This is a genomic window from Paracholeplasma manati, assembly GCF_025742995.1.
In the GTDB taxonomy this organism is placed as follows: Bacteria; Bacillota_I; Bacilli_A; order Acholeplasmatales; family UBA5453; genus Paracholeplasma; species Paracholeplasma manati.
Genome location: NZ_JAOVQM010000003.1, coordinates 30,413 through 46,376, shown reverse-complemented (window position 1 = coordinate 46,376; position 15,964 = coordinate 30,413). Strand labels below are relative to the sequence as shown.

The 15,964-nt window shown below is 39.0% G+C and carries 13 protein-coding genes and 1 tRNA gene; 3 read left to right on the top strand and 11 right to left on the bottom strand.

All coding sequences use genetic code 11. The annotated features are described in order from the left end of the window. Nucleotides 1-95 precede the first annotated feature (95 nt). Nucleotides 96-848 (bottom strand): hypothetical protein, encoded by a 753-nt coding sequence (locus N7548_RS04500; RefSeq protein WP_263608251.1) that lies wholly within the window; start codon nucleotides 846-848, stop codon nucleotides 96-98. Nucleotides 849-924: 76 nt separating this feature from the next. Beyond that, entirely contained in the window at nucleotides 925-2,625 is a 1,701-nt protein-coding gene (locus N7548_RS04495) for a glycoside hydrolase family 13 protein (protein ID WP_263608250.1), read from the bottom strand. 157 nt (nucleotides 2,626-2,782) lie between these two features. On the opposite strand from N7548_RS04495, the gene N7548_RS04490 reads away from it, so the two are divergent. Both N7548_RS04490 and N7548_RS04485 read left to right on the top strand, forming a co-directional pair. Beyond that, nucleotides 2,783-4,612: a glycoside hydrolase family 13 protein gene (locus N7548_RS04490; RefSeq protein ID WP_263608249.1), complete on the top strand. Its 1,830-nt coding sequence runs from the start codon at nucleotides 2,783-2,785 to the stop codon at nucleotides 4,610-4,612. A 54-nt stretch (nucleotides 4,613-4,666) separates the two neighbouring features. Then, nucleotides 4,667-5,029, top strand: coding sequence for an SdpI family protein (locus N7548_RS04485; RefSeq protein ID WP_263608248.1), 363 nt, complete (start codon nucleotides 4,667-4,669; stop codon nucleotides 5,027-5,029). Nucleotides 5,030-5,065: 36 nt separating this feature from the next. Here N7548_RS04485 and N7548_RS04480 read toward each other — a convergent pair whose 3' ends face one another. Continuing rightward, entirely contained in the window at nucleotides 5,066-5,707 is a 642-nt protein-coding gene (locus N7548_RS04480; RefSeq protein ID WP_263608247.1) for an HAD family hydrolase, read from the bottom strand. After that, nucleotides 5,704-6,252: an NUDIX hydrolase gene (locus N7548_RS04475; RefSeq protein WP_263608246.1), complete on the bottom strand. Its 549-nt coding sequence runs from the start codon at nucleotides 6,250-6,252 to the stop codon at nucleotides 5,704-5,706. The genes N7548_RS04480 and N7548_RS04475 overlap by 4 nt, the downstream gene beginning before the upstream one ends. A gap of 125 nt (nucleotides 6,253-6,377) precedes the next feature. Here N7548_RS04475 and N7548_RS04470 point away from each other — a divergent pair. After that, nucleotides 6,378-6,453: transfer RNA gene (locus N7548_RS04470), tRNA-Lys, on the top strand. 44 nt (nucleotides 6,454-6,497) lie between these two features. Here N7548_RS04470 and N7548_RS04465 read toward each other — a convergent pair. The 7 genes from N7548_RS04465 to N7548_RS04435 all read right to left on the bottom strand — a co-directional run bounded on the left by N7548_RS04465 (nucleotide 6,498) and on the right by N7548_RS04435 (nucleotide 15,915). Next, the gene (locus N7548_RS04465; protein ID WP_263608245.1) at nucleotides 6,498-7,478 is read right to left on the bottom strand and encodes an endonuclease I family protein; all 981 of its coding nucleotides are present in this window, start codon (nucleotides 7,476-7,478) and stop codon (nucleotides 6,498-6,500) included. A gap of 7 nt (nucleotides 7,479-7,485) precedes the next feature. After that, nucleotides 7,486-8,571: an alkaline phosphatase family protein gene (locus tag N7548_RS04460; RefSeq protein ID WP_263608244.1), complete on the bottom strand. Its 1,086-nt coding sequence runs from the start codon at nucleotides 8,569-8,571 to the stop codon at nucleotides 7,486-7,488. Between the two features lie 41 nt (nucleotides 8,572-8,612). After that, nucleotides 8,613-8,813 (bottom strand): hypothetical protein, encoded by a 201-nt coding sequence (locus N7548_RS04455; RefSeq protein WP_263608243.1) that lies wholly within the window; start codon nucleotides 8,811-8,813, stop codon nucleotides 8,613-8,615. 69 nt (nucleotides 8,814-8,882) lie between these two features. Next, nucleotides 8,883-9,671 (bottom strand): ABC-2 transporter permease, encoded by a 789-nt coding sequence (locus tag N7548_RS04450; RefSeq protein WP_263608241.1) that lies wholly within the window; start codon nucleotides 9,669-9,671, stop codon nucleotides 8,883-8,885. Then, entirely contained in the window at nucleotides 9,664-10,539 is an 876-nt protein-coding gene (locus tag N7548_RS04445) for an ABC transporter ATP-binding protein (protein WP_263608240.1), read from the bottom strand. Before N7548_RS04445 ends, N7548_RS04450 begins: the two co-directional genes overlap by 8 nt. 80 nt (nucleotides 10,540-10,619) lie before the next feature. Then, nucleotides 10,620-13,430, bottom strand: a complete 2,811-nt coding sequence (locus N7548_RS04440; RefSeq protein WP_263608239.1) for a fibronectin type III domain-containing protein — start codon at nucleotides 13,428-13,430, stop codon at nucleotides 10,620-10,622. 118 nt (nucleotides 13,431-13,548) lie between these two features. Further along, entirely contained in the window at nucleotides 13,549-15,915 is a 2,367-nt protein-coding gene (locus N7548_RS04435; protein ID WP_263608238.1) for an FtsX-like permease family protein, read from the bottom strand. Between the last annotated feature and the right edge of the window lie 49 nt (nucleotides 15,916-15,964).

The following is a 15,964-nucleotide window of genomic DNA, read 5'->3' as shown; positions in this document are numbered from 1 at the left end:
CCATATGACTGAAAATCTCAACTTTTTTTTTGTTTTGCCCATTTTGAACTCAAAACGGCCTTCAAATCAAAAAAAATCCCCTTTTAGGGGACTGTTTATGATTTCAATTTAAAAATATAGTAATAATCTCGATTGAGCTCGGGTTGTGAAAATGAGTAGAATTTTTCAGTATACGTCAACGTTTTTTCACTCGGATCATACTCTAAATACTCATCATGGTCGCCCATATTGGTCATGATCGCAATCACGCCACCTCGATAATTACCTTCACTGCGTTCTACAGCTTCACCAACTACCTGTCTTATAAATGATATTTTCGAACCGTTGATTTTCAAGTCAAATTGGGTCCACACTTCCGGTTTTACCAATTGTCCATAAGCGACACCAAACGCTGCGTATATTTCATAGGTACCATTGGGTATGAGGGTTTGATCGGGTTGTTCGTATTTACTGAAGATGAAGTGTTTGGTCTCTGTATCATTTTCAATGATTTCGAGGATACCAGCTTTAGCATCTGTATAAATCCGTTGAACATATTTGGTATCGTCGTTTTCGATGTCAATGTAATACCCATAATTCATGATGATGGTATAGTCATAGACTTGTTCGGTTTGATTCGTGTAATTTATATCACGGATGGTCACTGCGTTTTCTTCGATATGGATGACCCGTTGATAATCATCGGTATAAGGATTATGAACGGGTTCACCAATGTTGATGTTTGAACTGATAAAATCCACCAGCTCATAAGTACCATTCAGGGTTACTTCAGTCACAGGTTGTCTTGTATTACAACCGACCAGCATAACCAACAGGCTAAACGTATAAACAATCATGGTTTTTTTCATTGGGTTGAACCACCTTAACTATATTAGATAACTAAATTATACACCACAAAAGAAAAATACCCAATGGTTTTGGGTATTATTTCACTAAGACAACGAACGATTCGTATGGTTTTAATTGTAAAGACTTCAAATGGTAGTTATGAGCGTCGTAATTGGATAACAACACTTGATCGATTTCAAAATCAAGGGATACCTTCGATTCAACATCAAAGAAATTGGTAACTACCAACACTTTTTGAGCACCATGTTGTCTTAAATATGCATAAACATGCTTGTCATCTCTTAAGTATTGTTTGTAGGTTCCATAGACAAACGTATCTTTGTAGCGTGGATTCTTTCTAAGTTTAAGGACTTGTTTATAGTAATTTAATAGGGATTTAGGGTCTTTTTCTTCATCTTCCACATTGATTTCTGGATAATTTGGATTGACATGGAACCATGGCTCAACCGTTGAGAAACCGCCATATGGGGCATTCTTCCATTGTATTGGTGTACGTGCATTGTCTCTTGAACGGTGTGCCGTAAATCCGATATAACGGGCTGGGTCTTGACCTTCTGATATGGCGATTTGATAACTATTCTTGACTGAGACGTCATTAAAATCATCAATCGTCTTAAATGGGTAGTTGGTCATCCCGATTTCTTCGCCTTGATAAATGAATGGGGTACCCCACATAAAATATAAGGCTGTGGCGAGCATTGACCCCGACAATACGCGTTTGTTGACATTGCCATATTGGCTCATGACACGTGGTTGGTCATGGTTTAACCAATAGAGTGGATTCCATGCTTTACCATAAAGATTGGTTTGCCACTTTTCAAACATATCTTTCATGTGGGCTAAATTGGTGATGACTTCATCGTCTGGGTTCTTTAAATCCCAAACGTTATTACACCAGTTGTGGTCAAAGTTAAATACCATGTTGAGTTCATCGCGTTGTAATCCAGCGTATTCGATGGCTTCTGCAGGTAGAGCTCCTCCACCGACTTCACCAACGGTCATGACATCGTAATCTTTAAGTACTTCTTGATTGAATTCATTGAGGTAGTCGTGTAACTTCGGTAAATTAGAAAACTTACGCCAGTCTGGTTTGTATTTGGAACTGGATTCCATGGTCGAGTCTTCAAAGGTTGTGCTTCTCGCAATGTGTGCGACCGCATCCACTCTAAAACCATCAATCCCTAAATCCAACCAGAATTTCGCCATCTCGAACATGCCTTTTCGAACATTGGGGTTTGCCCAATTGAGGTCTGGCATCTTCTTCGAAAATATCTTCATGTAATATTCGCCCGTGAGGTCATCTTTTTGCCAACAAGACCCACCAAAGAAAGAAGCCCAGTTGGTTGGTTCAACTTCAATACCGTTGACTAATTTTCCTTTTTGCCAAATGTAGTAATCACGGTATGGGTTGTCTTTAGACTTTCTCGATTCAATGAACCATGGGTGTTCATCGGAGGTTTGGTTCATGACCAAGTCAGCGATGATGCGAATGTCTCTTTTCTTGGCTTCAAGAATCAATCTTTTCGCATCTTCTAAGGTACCATAATCTTCAGAGATGTCGTAAAAATCGGAGACATCGTAACCATTGTCATCCATTGGTGATTTATAAAATGGGCAAATCCATAAGAGATTGACCCCTAAATCTTTTAAGTAATCGAGTTTTTCAATGATGCCCGGAATGTCACCAATCCCATCATTGTTTGAATCTTTAAAACTGCGTAAATAAATTTGATATCCAATGGCTTCTTTCCACCATTTTTTCTCGTAAAATGACATATCATCACTCCTTATGCTCAAGATTATGATATCACATCAAAAACCGTTTTTTGTCTGTAAAGAGGTTGTAATGCGTTACATGTAAATAATCCATGAAAGCGTTTCAATTTTTTGTATAATATAGAAGTGTAAAGAATACACTAAAGTGAGGTTTCCTATGAATAAAGATGCACTACTCCATAAAAGCAAATCCGAAATGGCTTATGCTTATGATGCCAATACACTCCATATTTGGTTAAGAACTGCCCATGATGACTTTCAATCTGTGAAGTTGGTTTATGGGGATCCTTTCCGTTATGAACCCATCGATGAAGCACAACTTCACTGGGTTTGGAAAAAAGAATCGGCCAATGATTTAGAGATGATTAAACGTTTCTCAGATCATGAATACGATTACTACTTTTTAGCCATAAAACCTGAACACAAACGCATCAAATACGCGTTTGTTTTAGACGATCACTATCTTTATGGGGTTAGAGAGACCTATGATTTAAGCACCGATACCAATCAAAAGAAAAAATACAACCTATTCAACTATTTCAACTTTCCATTTTTAAATGAAGTCGATGTGATTTCCATACCAAGTTGGGTAAAAGACACCATTTGGTATGAAATCTTCCCTGAGCGTTTTAGACGCAGCCAAAACGCGACCAATCAACCCACACATGCTTGGGGTGACCCAGCCGAAAAAGTGACCAACCATATGTTCTTTGGTGGTAACATCGAAGGCATCATCGAATCCTTGGATTATTTGGTAGACCTTGGTATTACAGGGATTTATTTTACACCCATCTTTAAATCCCCGAGTGCGCACAAATACGATACCACCGATTATTTCCAAATCGACCCTGATTTTGGTACCAACGATGATTTTAAACGTTTGGTAAACGAATCCCACAAACGTGGCATTCGTGTGGTATTAGACGCCGTATTCAACCACTGTGGGTATGACCACCCCTTCTTCCAAGACGTGGTCAAGCATGGTAAAGCTTCTAAGTACTACAACAGTTTCTTCGTTAAAGACGAACCGATGCTCAATTTTGAGCTGAATGCGAAAGGCAAACCCATCTATCACCGTGGTTTGATTCCAAATTACCATACATTCGCTTTCACCCCTTATATGCCTAAATGGAATACCGAAGACCCACTGGCTAGACAGCATTTACTCGAGGTTGCGAAATACTGGATTGAATCATACGATATTGATGGTTGGCGTTTAGATGTGTCCAATGAGGTCTCTCATGATTTCTGGCGTGCCTTTAGACAAACCGTCAAACAAGCCAAGAAAGATGCGTTCATCTTTGGCGAAAACTGGGATTATTCATTCCCATGGTTGGGCGGGGATCAAATCGACACTGTCATGAACTATGAACTCATCTATTTGATTTGGCAATTCTTTGGCCATGATGTCAATATCCCAAGAATTCCCGCTTCCGAACTCGTTCGCTTAACCAATAAATTACTGGTTTCTTACCCACAACAAATCACTGAAAATATGTTTAACCTGGTAGATTCTCACGATACAGGTCGTATTTTACACCGTTCTAAAGAAAACAAAGACTTGGCATTCTTAAGCTATCTATTCATGTTTGCGTTTCCAGGTACCCCAACCATATATTATGGTGGTGAGATTGGTCTTACTGGTGATCATGACCCGGATAACAGACGTTGTATGATTTGGGACGAATCCAAACAAGATTTGAACTTTAAATCACGCATCAAACAGTTGATTGACTGGCGTAAAAAATACACTGCCTTTGGTTCATCCGATTTCAGATGGGTGACCTATGATGATTTAAATCAAACCATCGTGTTTGAAAAAACGGGTCAAGAAAAACTCATATTCATCCTTAACAGCGATGAACAGGCTCATATCGTGGTATTACCAAAACCACTTCAAGGCATCAACATTGAGACCCATTTGAATGTCATTGGCGATACTTTTGAAGTCCCGGGTTACAGTTATCTCATCATTCAGTGTAGATAAAACCATACCACTTATGGTATTCTAAAAGTACAAATACAGCGTTGAGGTAACCCTATGTTGATTTTATCTTTAATCATGAGTTTGATACTCTGTTTTACCATGATCTTGATTGGTTTTATTTTCATCAAATACCCACCAAAATTCAATCGATATTTTGGCTATAATACGCGAATGTCGATGAAAAACGAGATGACTTGGCGATTCGCTCACGCGTTCTCCGGTCAATATTACCTTTGGATGGGGTTTGGTTTATTACCTTCTTCCATCGGACTGGCATTTAGCCTACAAACATGGATATACTACGAGAATTTCGTCCTCATTTTATCCTATGTTCAAGTCGCAGTATTGCTTGGGGTAATCCCATTCACGGAAGTATTATTACACATGCGTTTTGATCGCGATGGTACAGCTAAATAATAAAGGGAAATCCGCACTTGGATTTCCCTCTTTTTTTTAGATTACTTTTAATAAATCGTATGGCTTACCCACAATGAATTCTGGTTTTAATGGTGCTAAATCTTTCATATCTCTAAAGCCCCATAAACAAGCAACCACTTCAAGTTTCGCACTCTTACCGGTTTCTATGTCCGCTTCAGAATCACCCACCAAATACACTTCATTTGGTTTCAAATCCATCGCTTTCAACACTTTTTCAACCATGCGTGGGTCGGGTTTCTTAATGCCATCCTCCGTCACCCCTAACGCAAACTCAAATAAACCAGGGAATTGACGTTTGATCAATTGTTTGACGGCTGCGTCTTGTTTGTTTGAAATGACTGCTAAACGATAACCACGTTTTTTAAACGCTTCTAGGACTTCTGGAATCCCCTCATAAGGCGCAGTGGCTTCTTCGCTATGGGCTTGGTAATACGCATCATAGAAGTTATAGTAGGTTTCAAAATCTGCTTTCGATACTTCTTCACCAATCGCGAGTTCGACGAGTTGTCTCGCCCCATTGCCTAAGAGTCGTCTGACACCTTCTTCTGTCATGGTACCAAAGTTAAAATGGCTCAACATGTAGTTGATAGCGTTCGTTAAGTCCGTTAATGTGTTTAAGAGTGTTCCATCTAAATCAAATAAAATGGCTTTTTTCATAGTAATCCCCTTTCGATGATTTTCTTATAAATCGGTAACATTTCTGGTTCCGATACATACTCGGTGATTTTGGATAATTCAACCCATTGTACACCATGGGTTTCTTCGACATTTTGTTTCAATGGTTCATTTTCATCCGCAATCAATATGAATGAGGCATTCAAATGTAGGTGTGATGAGATAGGTTTTCCTTTTTTATAGTGAAACCACACCGGCAATACTTCGATGCTGACAGGTTGTGTGCTTTTAACTTTAAAGTTGGATAATCCTGTTTCTTCTTGAGCTTCTTTGATCGCGACAGCTAAGAAGTCTTGTTGGCCATCCATATGTCCACCTGTCCAACCCCATGAATCATACAACTTATGGTAGATCAATAAGGTTTTGGTCATGGCTGCGTTAAAAATCATCGCTGAGGACGAAAAATGCATGGCTGGGTGTCGTTCAAATAGCGCTACCCCATAGTGCTTGATGGCGTCCATAATATAGGCTAAATCAGATACTTCTAAATCCGATTTGGGTTGATAGTCATTAAATAAATCGATCATCGGTGCGTCTCCTTAATAGATTATTTTCTATTATACAACAAATGACTCGTTTACCCAAAACTTTTTTCGCATATAAGGGTTGATTTTAAAAAATTAGTATGTTATCATATTCGTGCTGAAAAAATGCACCCTTAGCTCAGTTGGTAGAGCAAATGACTCTTAATCATTGGGTCCACGGTTCGAGCCCGTGAGGGTGTACCATTTAAAAGATAAAGCCTAACTCAAACGAGTAGGCTTTTTTGTTGTTATAAAACCATTTGTAAGAAACCAAAAGACTGGTTTGGTAAGAAGGTCGTGGTTTCGACTTTGGTCAAATCCTGGATGGTTTTATTTTCCCAAATTAGATGAACGTATTCGGGTTTATCGATGAATGGGTTACGGTTGCCTTGGGCATTAAAAATCACTTCATTGCGTTTGACTTCAAACGCGTCCACAGGGTCTAGTTTGTGCCATTCCAGCAAGACAGAGAGTTTCCCCATCGTGATTCGGTCCATGGTGTAGGTTTCGCCATCTTCAAAACCCTCATCGGCGAGTTCTAAGAAATCATACATGACTGCCATATAAAATAAAATTCTCGCAACATCCCCACGGTGTTCATCCCCTGGGTAATATCCGCCATCGTCATTGATCTGATTTTCACCGCTGTTATCCGTGAAAATACGGTCACTTCTCGATGCGTTTACGGATTGAATGATGGCTCTCAAGTTATGAAGGTCTGAGGCCTGGTTACGCTGTGAACCAGTCACTCTAGGAATCCCCAATCGAGAGTTCGGCCAGACGTGTTCGCGTGTCCAAGTGGTGCCGTCCCAAGTCGATGAAACGGTAGCTGAATTGTAGATTGCAAGCACCTTCGAAGGGTCATCAAGTACTGCGTCAGCTTCCCCTAAGATTTGTCTCGCATCATCATAAGTGGTTGGTGAAAATCCTGTATTTATGATGGTATGTAATGTGGTTTTCAGTGCGTCACCGATATCGTTGTTTGCGTCATAGTAATAGGTATTATTTTCAACCAACGTGTAATAGTAATAACCCTCTTCATTTTGTTCAGACCCATATGTTTGTGTCGCTGGTGGTTGATAGAAAAATATATAATAGACAATGGCTAAAGCCAAAACAACGACGATGAGCAACAACATCAATGCCGGGTCTTGTTTGACCTTTTTCACTTTTTTTCGTACTACTTTTTTGAGTTCTTTTTGAACGGTTGTTTTCTTCTTGGTTGCCATAAAATCCTCACTTGGTTAATATAATCAAAGGCACCATCATTTCATCTTCATGGATGCCAGCGTGGTGCGCTTTAAACGTGCTTTGTTCTTTAATATTGAACATAAATTTTTCGTGTGATAAAGCCATATAATCACCAATAAAGTCATCGAGTAATGGGTGTTTTTCGCCAAATCCCAATAACTTTTTATCATAAATTTCGTTTTTCTTTAATAAGGTAAATTGATTGTTAAAATGACGTTTAAACATCGCTTCAAAGGCTTGTTCTTGATCTTTTTTGACGAAGAAAGCCGTACTTCTTGGCTCGACAGACGGTTTTCTATCAAGTAGATCTAATATCGGATGATTGTATAATGGAATGCCTTCAACATCGACCAGTCCGTGGTCAGCAATCACGATGATACACGTATCTTTTGAAACATTTTGATACAGTCTTTCGACTTGGTCATTCAAATATTGAACTTGGGTTTTGACTTTGTCATTGAAGACACCTTCATCATGGATGGTGTAGTCAGGTTCCGTCCAATAGGTATAGGTAAAGGACGCTTCTTTTTGTTGGATTTGAATCAATGCGTCGACCATCAAATCAAAGCTTTTAAACCCGCCTATTTCAAAATCAGGAAACAATTTTTTGACATATAAAGATGGGTTTTGACGTTGGATTTTTTCCAAAATGGTTTCATATTTTAGGTGTGTATCTTTGAAGTTTTCTTTTAAAACATGGGTCTCATCATAAAAATCCTTGTTTAAAAAGACAACCGTATGACAATCTTCAAATCGGTTGTATTGTGTCCAGCCGATATGGCCATGTTCGTAGGGGGTTAAGCCCGATAATACCGATGTTGTCGCGGCGACGGTAGTCGGTGGATAAACCGCTGTCAACGCGGTTTTAACGTTTTTTCTAAAGAGTGTATTTGAATCGATATTATTGAGAATATTGATGCCCATGCCATCCAACAGTATCAACATGATATGCTTTTTACCTTGGATGTAGGGTTTCAATACATCTAAGGTGGCGTGATGGGTGTTTACCCCATAATGGTCTAAGAGTGTCGTCGACACATTTAAGATGGATTTTGTGTAGTTTGGAAACATTTAAATAACCTCCTAAAAAAAATAATCCACGCATTGGTAGATTATTTGTTTGCGTTCAGTTTTAAAATCAGATAGTTTTGTTCAAACGCTTCTGGATATGGATAAGCCACTTCTCTCATACGTTTGAATAAAACGTAGACGAGACGACGATCCACATCGATTCTTGTGATGACGCCAGTTTCCTTCTCACCAACGACAGAAACTTTTTCGCCGATGATTCTAGATTCGTTACCCCATGACATACAATCACCTTCCCTTACTTAAATAGTATAACATAACTTGTTATGATTTGTTTTCATTAAACTTATCGATTACGAAACAGAAATGCGTTTTTGATAGCGATAGTATCCATAGACCAAACCAACCAAAGTCAAGCCTGTAAAAACCAAAAAACTGATGTATTCAAAGGGGTCTTGATTTTTCAAAATAGCCACCGGGTCAGAAAAGGTAAATGGACTGACATATTTCAGTGCTTTCAACCAATCGTTATCGGTTAAGGTGGAAAGAATCGCTAAAATATATAGCGGTAATGGTATCGCGATCGCCACCATCGATTTGATGTCTTTATCTAACAATAAGGCTAAAATAAACCCCAATAACGCTGTGTACAAATACATAATGCCATTCAACAAGGAAAACCACATATAATCGCCAAAACTAAAACGTTCATCAATCGTAATGAATCCCAAATACCCAATTAAAGCGTTGATGATGGTGAATATGAGCACCATGATGACTAGCAAGCTCAATTTAGATAAATAGAATGTCTTTTTAGGGATACCTTGCGTATAAATCACTTCAGCCAAACGTTCTTTTTCAAAGGTTGAAATTAGATTAAACCCCAACAACGCAGCGAAAATCGCACCGAAGAGTTGTAACATCATCGCACCTTCGGTCGCGTAATATTCAAGGACATCCTCAGGCACACCCCCGAATTGTGCCATGATGGCCATCAATTCTTCCGGGATTTGAGCATAGATATCTTTCACCATCGGGTATAGTACGATGATCAAATAAATCATCGTGGATACACCAATAGACCAAATCAGTGTGGATTTTAAATTACGTCTGAATTCCATTGTTAACAGTGTTTTATACATGGGCGTGCTCACTTTCATAGTAGCTTAAGAAGATTTCCTCTAAGGTCACATCACGTATGACAAGGTCGGTAAATTCACATTGACTCAAGACTTGTAAGAGTGGTTTCATTTGTCCACGGTATTTAAAGGTGCCCCCTGAAGTGGTTGTTTGAAAATCGGTCATGCCATCGATTTGAATCGCTTGATACGGGGTAAATTCGACGATTTTATGCTCTTCTTTTTTAAGGATGTGCATATCATTTTCAAGAATGACCACCCCATTTTTAATGAGACCAACACGGTCACATACCTTTTGAATATCGGATAAGACATGGCTCGATAAGAAAATGGTTTTACCTTGTTTTTTGAGTTCTAATAATAAACCTAAAAATTGTTTTTGTATGAGTGGATCTAATCCCGTGGTAGGTTCATCTAATATGAGCAGTTCAGGTTCATGCATCAAAGCGATCAAAATGCCAATTTTTTTCTTATTACCAAACGATAACGCTTGGAATGTTTTTTCAACGTCGATGTCTAACGTTTCAACCAGTTTTTGGACATACGCTGGATTGGTTGGACGAATGGCTGAATAGAAAGCAATCAATTCTTTCACTTTATATTCAGGGAAAAAAGCAGCTTCTGAAGGCATGTACCCAATCTGTTCATGAATTTTTGATTCGGCCATCTTACAATCCATCCCTAAGACTCTCGCAACCCCAGTGTCCTTTGGTAATAACCCCAACAAAATACGGATCAATGTGGTTTTGCCAGCCCCATTCGGTCCAATAAAACCATAGATTTCGCCTTTATTGACATACAAACTCGCTTTTTCCAAACCGCGTTTGTTGCCATAGTATTTCTTCAAATCGTTGATTTCAATCACATGCATAAAATCACCTCTACTTTTATGGTATCATAATTAATCAGAAAAAATAAGCACCGTTTCGGGTGCTTATTCTCAAAATTCAATTAATTCATCATTGGGGGTTCTTCACTACCAGAGAACATATCGAAGAAATAGTGAATATCATCGAGTTGTTCAGGGGTTAAGTTATTGAACGCGAATCCCGCAATACGGTCTGCTTCTGCATCGATATGAGCGATACCATCGGTAAGGTTGGTTTCAATCTCAAGTATCATTTGAGGGTTGATTTGTAATAAAGCTTGAAGGTCTTCATTGCCTAAAATATCATCGATGACAATTGCGATGGTATTATCAATCAAGGTACGTTTTTGGTCTAAGACGTTGTCTAATGAAATGATGACATGAATCATCAATCCAGTATCTAAGTCCACACCCCATGTATTGATTTGAGTATAGATATCAGCAACACCATCTAGTTCAGCAGTGACCGCTTCTTCAAGTTCTAAGACATTCATCAAGACTTGAATGACGTCTGGTTTAACGGCTTCAAAGATACCATCACAGTCATCATCAATGCCGCCTTGGATACATGCGACTTGAACTGGTAACTTCAATAGATCGACCCAAGCAGTCACAAATGCTAAGTCAATGTCGCTACGGATTAAACCACGATAATCCATCACATGGTCAATCATCATTTCAACAAAGTTAAGAACGGTTTCTGGGGTCTTTTCTTCGTCTTCAACGAAGGTTGTGATTTCGAATAAAATCGCACCTTCGGTTTCGATTAAGTGTTGAATTAACGCTTTATCCATGTCATAAACCATTTCATAGAAATCGATATAAGCAGGGATTTGAAGCACGACTTCATCGAGTAAACCGGATACTTTGGTAAACATTGCAGGGTCTAATTCATCTTCTAATTGTGCTTTCGCAATCGCAACCGCGAATCCGGCAAAATCCACCACCATTGGGGTGACATCGATCGCTTCGATTTGTGAAACTAAGGTTGCTTGTTCAGCTAAGAAGTTGTCTAAATAGGTTAACACGTACACAATCAATTCAGCTACTTTAGATGGGTCTGTTTCACCTTCATAGTAGTATTCTTCAATTTCGTCGTAATAACCAGGGGTTACCATATCTGTGACGATTGCTTGGACTTCATTGATGGTTGTTTCATCGACTGATAACAAGAATTCAAGTCCAAGTAAAGTTGAATTGCGTTGGATTTGAGCCATGGTGTCAGCGTGTGCAGCCAACGTGGTCACGTTGTAGCCAAACATGCTACCTGCCATGGTAATCAAAGTTTCATAGAAGATTTCGAAACTGGTTTCTTCAGGGATGGTATCGATCAAGATTTGAACGACTTCATCCTTAAGAATCAAGACTTCAGACATCGATAATTCACCAGATGCTAGCAAGTCTTCAATATCTTCGACTAGAGTGGCTGGAATGGCTTGATAAACCGTTTGAATGTAAGTGCCTACTTCTTCAATGATGGTTCTCACATATTCAGGTTCATTTTCAAGCATATCGATGATCATCGTGACCATTTCAATTTCTTGATACAATTGGTCGATTTGTTCTTGATAGAAAGCTAAATCGGAAGCTTTATAATACACATCGTAAAGTGGGTCAAGTAAATTTGGATAGTAACTCATGATCGATGACAAGAACGTTGTGTCGTTCATTTGATCGGCATGATTGAGAATACGGATGAATAAATCGATGTATTGGTCAGTTTCATCACCATAATAGTAATATTCGATGTATGGTGTGTATTCATAATACAACGCACTCGCGTATTCTTTGCTTGCGCTAATGACACGCTCTACATCGACTGAACCAAGGTTCATCAAGAATTGTCCAAACAATGCTTGGTCTTCTAAAGCCACATGAACAATTAAAGCATTGCGCATGGTGGTGAATTCTGTACCACCCAACCAAGCAGTGATTTCCGCTTGTTTAGCAATGATATCGGCTTCATACATATCGATATTGCTATTCATACCGTCTAACGCGATGCCTAAAGCTTCATGACCTAAAGACAATACGAAGCTGGCGAAAATTTCAGGTGACATACCATAATCACCAAGTTTATCGAATTCTTCTTTTAATAAACTTGGTTGTGGGTTTTCAAATACCACTGGTAGCTCAACCATGAAAGCCATCATTTGAACCATTTCAACTGGGTCCATGCCTTCGCTCAATGCGACATCTAAGTATAGATTGGTCATGGTTTCCATACGAACATACGCTTCGTATTCAAATTCGTTTTCAAAATCATCTTCTGACATATTAGGTGTATATTCAGGATTGATTGCGCTCAATAGACTGGCGTAAATCACTTCTCTGTTTTCTACACTAATCACGGTATAGCTCTTTGGTGCGGATGCTTGAGATAGCACAGTACCTGCGGTAGCTTTTACGGTGATGGCATATACGCCAGGGGCTAATTCCAATGTGGATAAATCAAATGTGGTTAAAGTGGTGTTATGGATGGTTGTATTGACGATGACTTGATAGCCAGTCGCGTTTGGTACAGCAGTCCATGACAAGATGTTCCCAGTCATATTGACCACTGGGGCATTCAATGTCAAGCCGCCACCTTCAACCACGTAGCTTACACTCGCCGATGGTGAGGAAAGGGTTGTGCCTTTTCTCGCAATGACCGTGATGGTGTAAGTACCTTCCGTTAAATTTAATGTGGATAGATTGAAACTGGTTGTGGTCACAACGTGTTCGGTACTATTCACAACAACGATATAAGATTCTGCGCCAGTAACCGCGTCCCAGGATACAGTGTCACCGGATAGGGTTACATTGGTAGGTTTTTCTAGCGTGGAACTCTGTTCACACCCATAGAGCGCTACAGCGCCAATTAAAATCAAAAATAAGACAAAAATACGTTTCATTACATCAAGTCCTTTCCTTGAATTTCACTTTCATTATACTCAATCATATAAAATATGACCAATCATTTGTCGCAATTCTTTCAAAAATATTACAAAAATGTCGATTTTGATGATTATTTTAATCAATTTGATGCATTTTTAAGACATCTGAAGGCTTCAAATGACGTATACCACGAATATAAGCCAGTCTAGTTATCAACAACATCAAAATACCCATTAGCCATCCAATAAAAATATCTACTGGATTAAAGACGATGTTTTCATATTCATCGAACAACATCAATAATGGTTTAATCAATGGATTCAATAATAAAACGGTACCTATTGTAGATAGTGATAGCGTTAAGATTTGGATGACTCCTTCAAACCATAAGTGTTTTTTCAACATAGATTCAGATAAACCGAGTACAGAAGCACGGACATAACTGGGTTTTAACTCCCCAAACAAAATCAACCCTTGATTCATCATCGATACCAATAAACCTGCCAAGATGATGAAGGTGACATAAGTGGCGTAGTTCATCGATAAAATCACTTCTTTTGACAATGCAATCGCGCTTTGTTGGAAATCATTGACGTAATAGAGTTTCGCACTGTATTGATCAATCAAATCAGCCTTAACTGTGGTAGGGTCATCCGTATTGATTAAAATATGGGTTTGTTTGATATCTTCATACCCAGATACACGGTGTAAATTGATGAAGGCGGTATTACCAACGGCTTCATCAAAAAAACCCAAGACTTTAAAGTTTAAATTTGGATGAGCCGCATTTAAATTTAATGTGACTTGATCATGAATCTCAACCCCATAAACCGCGTGATAACGCATCGGTAGCCAGATGGCTGGTTCTGTGGCATCTTGGAAGGTTTGTAAGTCCTGATTGTGTGTCATCCCAAAGTAATTGGGTATTTCTAAAGGGTCTAACATATACACCGCTTGAAACACTTGATTACCCGCATCGATATTGACATTGCGATAAATACCGATAGGGATGGCGGATGTGACTGCGTCATGTGCCAAAACTTCAAGTTGAATTTGTTGGGTACTGGTGAGCACATTAGACATCACCAAATCGGCTTGATATTCGTTTCGGATGACAGTTGCTTTATGTTTGATATAGCCGGTTGTTTCAAACAACAACATGACCGTAACCAGTGTCGCGAGTGATAGCCATAAGAATCGATACAAAGTCCTTTTATGATAACTGATTTTGAGTAGGTATGGATAAGGTGTTTCTTTGAGGTATTTGGTACAAAACAACCAACCCCGATGCATAAGAATCACTAGCGAGTAAGTCATTGAAATTACCAAAAACAGTTTTACAATCGTCATCCATAAGGTCTCGTATAATAATGCATAGGTTAGCAATGAGAGACCCACCAAAGACAGATGAATCCAGGTGCTGACTTTTCGGTCCGGCATCACTTTCAAACGTGATACTTCTGTTTTGGATTGCCAAAGCATCACATGATACAGTACCGTAACCATGAAGATGATGGTTAAGATACCCAAACTATAGAGGATGGGTAAAATCGATAAATGGTATGCTAGACCCGGCATCAATAACTGCATACCCACTTGGATAATACCATAAGCAAGACCGTAGCTCAATAACGCGGCTGGTAAATATAAAATCAACAATTCAACCAACCAGATGAAGCTCCCAAACCACAATGACCCACCCAACAATTTGATGATGGATAACATCTGTTCTTTTTCTCTAAAGACCAATGCATACGTGGTTTGAATCAATAAAACAACGGTAATCCCAATGAATAACAACATCATTTGAAATAGTGCAACCGCACGGTTGATCAATTGTTTGATATAGGGTATCGGTATACTGACTTTATAGTCTAAGGTTTGATAAGCATCGATGGTTGAAACCGTATCGATGGTTTGTGATACATCATCGGTATCAAAATAGACTGTATTGTTTAAATGTATAAAAAAGCTCGTAGGCAGATTCGCTAAGCTCGGAAACATCGCTTGAATGAATAAAGCGACATGAGGGTCGTGTAAAATAAACCCTTTGTCCCCTTGAAATACCCCATAATCGGGTACGATGGCTTTGACTATGAAGGTTTTTTGTGTCGTGCCTAAGGATAGAGTCAAAGACTCTGAAACCCCCACGTGATGCGTTTTCGCACTCGTTTCAGTCAAGATGATTTCATGGTCATTTAACGTATAATTGGTGCCGTATAATAATCCAAAATCGACTTCAGAAGTGGCGAAAACAGTGATGTAGCTCGCATCTTCTGCCAACACATCTACTTTGAACACTTTGGCATAATCACCTGAATAATTGTCATCTAAAGTACGGGTTGAAAAATACCGAGCAGATGCGTTTGAACCAATGGTCATTTCTAAATCGATGTGCTCACTTTGACGCTCATAACGGTAAATATAGTAATCTGTTAAGACATCGTTCATCGTGAATGCTAAAGTCAATACGACCATCAAAAAGGTGAAACTCAATAACATTAAAAAACTTCGCAAAGGGGACTTCACGAGGTTTTGTTTGGCAAATTTT

Coding starts and splice junctions, on each gene's coding strand:
- N7548_RS04500 (WP_263608251.1), bottom strand. CDS start 848: ATGAAAAAAACCATGATTGTTTATACGTTTAGCCTGTTGGTTATGCTG.
- N7548_RS04495 (WP_263608250.1), bottom strand. CDS start 2,625: ATGTCATTTTACGAGAAAAAATGGTGGAAAGAAGCCATTGGATATCAA.
- N7548_RS04490 (WP_263608249.1), top strand. CDS start 2,783: ATGAATAAAGATGCACTACTCCATAAAAGCAAATCCGAAATGGCTTAT.
- N7548_RS04485 (WP_263608248.1), top strand. CDS start 4,667: ATGTTGATTTTATCTTTAATCATGAGTTTGATACTCTGTTTTACCATG.
- N7548_RS04480 (WP_263608247.1), bottom strand. CDS start 5,707: ATGAAAAAAGCCATTTTATTTGATTTAGATGGAACACTCTTAAACACA.
- N7548_RS04475 (WP_263608246.1), bottom strand. CDS start 6,252: ATGATCGATTTATTTAATGACTATCAACCCAAATCGGATTTAGAAGTA.
- N7548_RS04465 (WP_263608245.1), bottom strand. CDS start 7,478: ATGGCAACCAAGAAGAAAACAACCGTTCAAAAAGAACTCAAAAAAGTA.
- N7548_RS04460 (WP_263608244.1), bottom strand. CDS start 8,571: ATGTTTCCAAACTACACAAAATCCATCTTAAATGTGTCGACGACACTC.
- N7548_RS04455 (WP_263608243.1), bottom strand. CDS start 8,813: ATGTCATGGGGTAACGAATCTAGAATCATCGGCGAAAAAGTTTCTGTC.
- N7548_RS04450 (WP_263608241.1), bottom strand. CDS start 9,671: ATGTATAAAACACTGTTAACAATGGAATTCAGACGTAATTTAAAATCC.
- N7548_RS04445 (WP_263608240.1), bottom strand. CDS start 10,539: ATGCATGTGATTGAAATCAACGATTTGAAGAAATACTATGGCAACAAA.
- N7548_RS04440 (WP_263608239.1), bottom strand. CDS start 13,430: ATGAAACGTATTTTTGTCTTATTTTTGATTTTAATTGGCGCTGTAGCG.
- N7548_RS04435 (WP_263608238.1), bottom strand. CDS start 15,915: ATGTTATTGAGTTTCACCTTTTTGATGGTCGTATTGACTTTAGCATTC.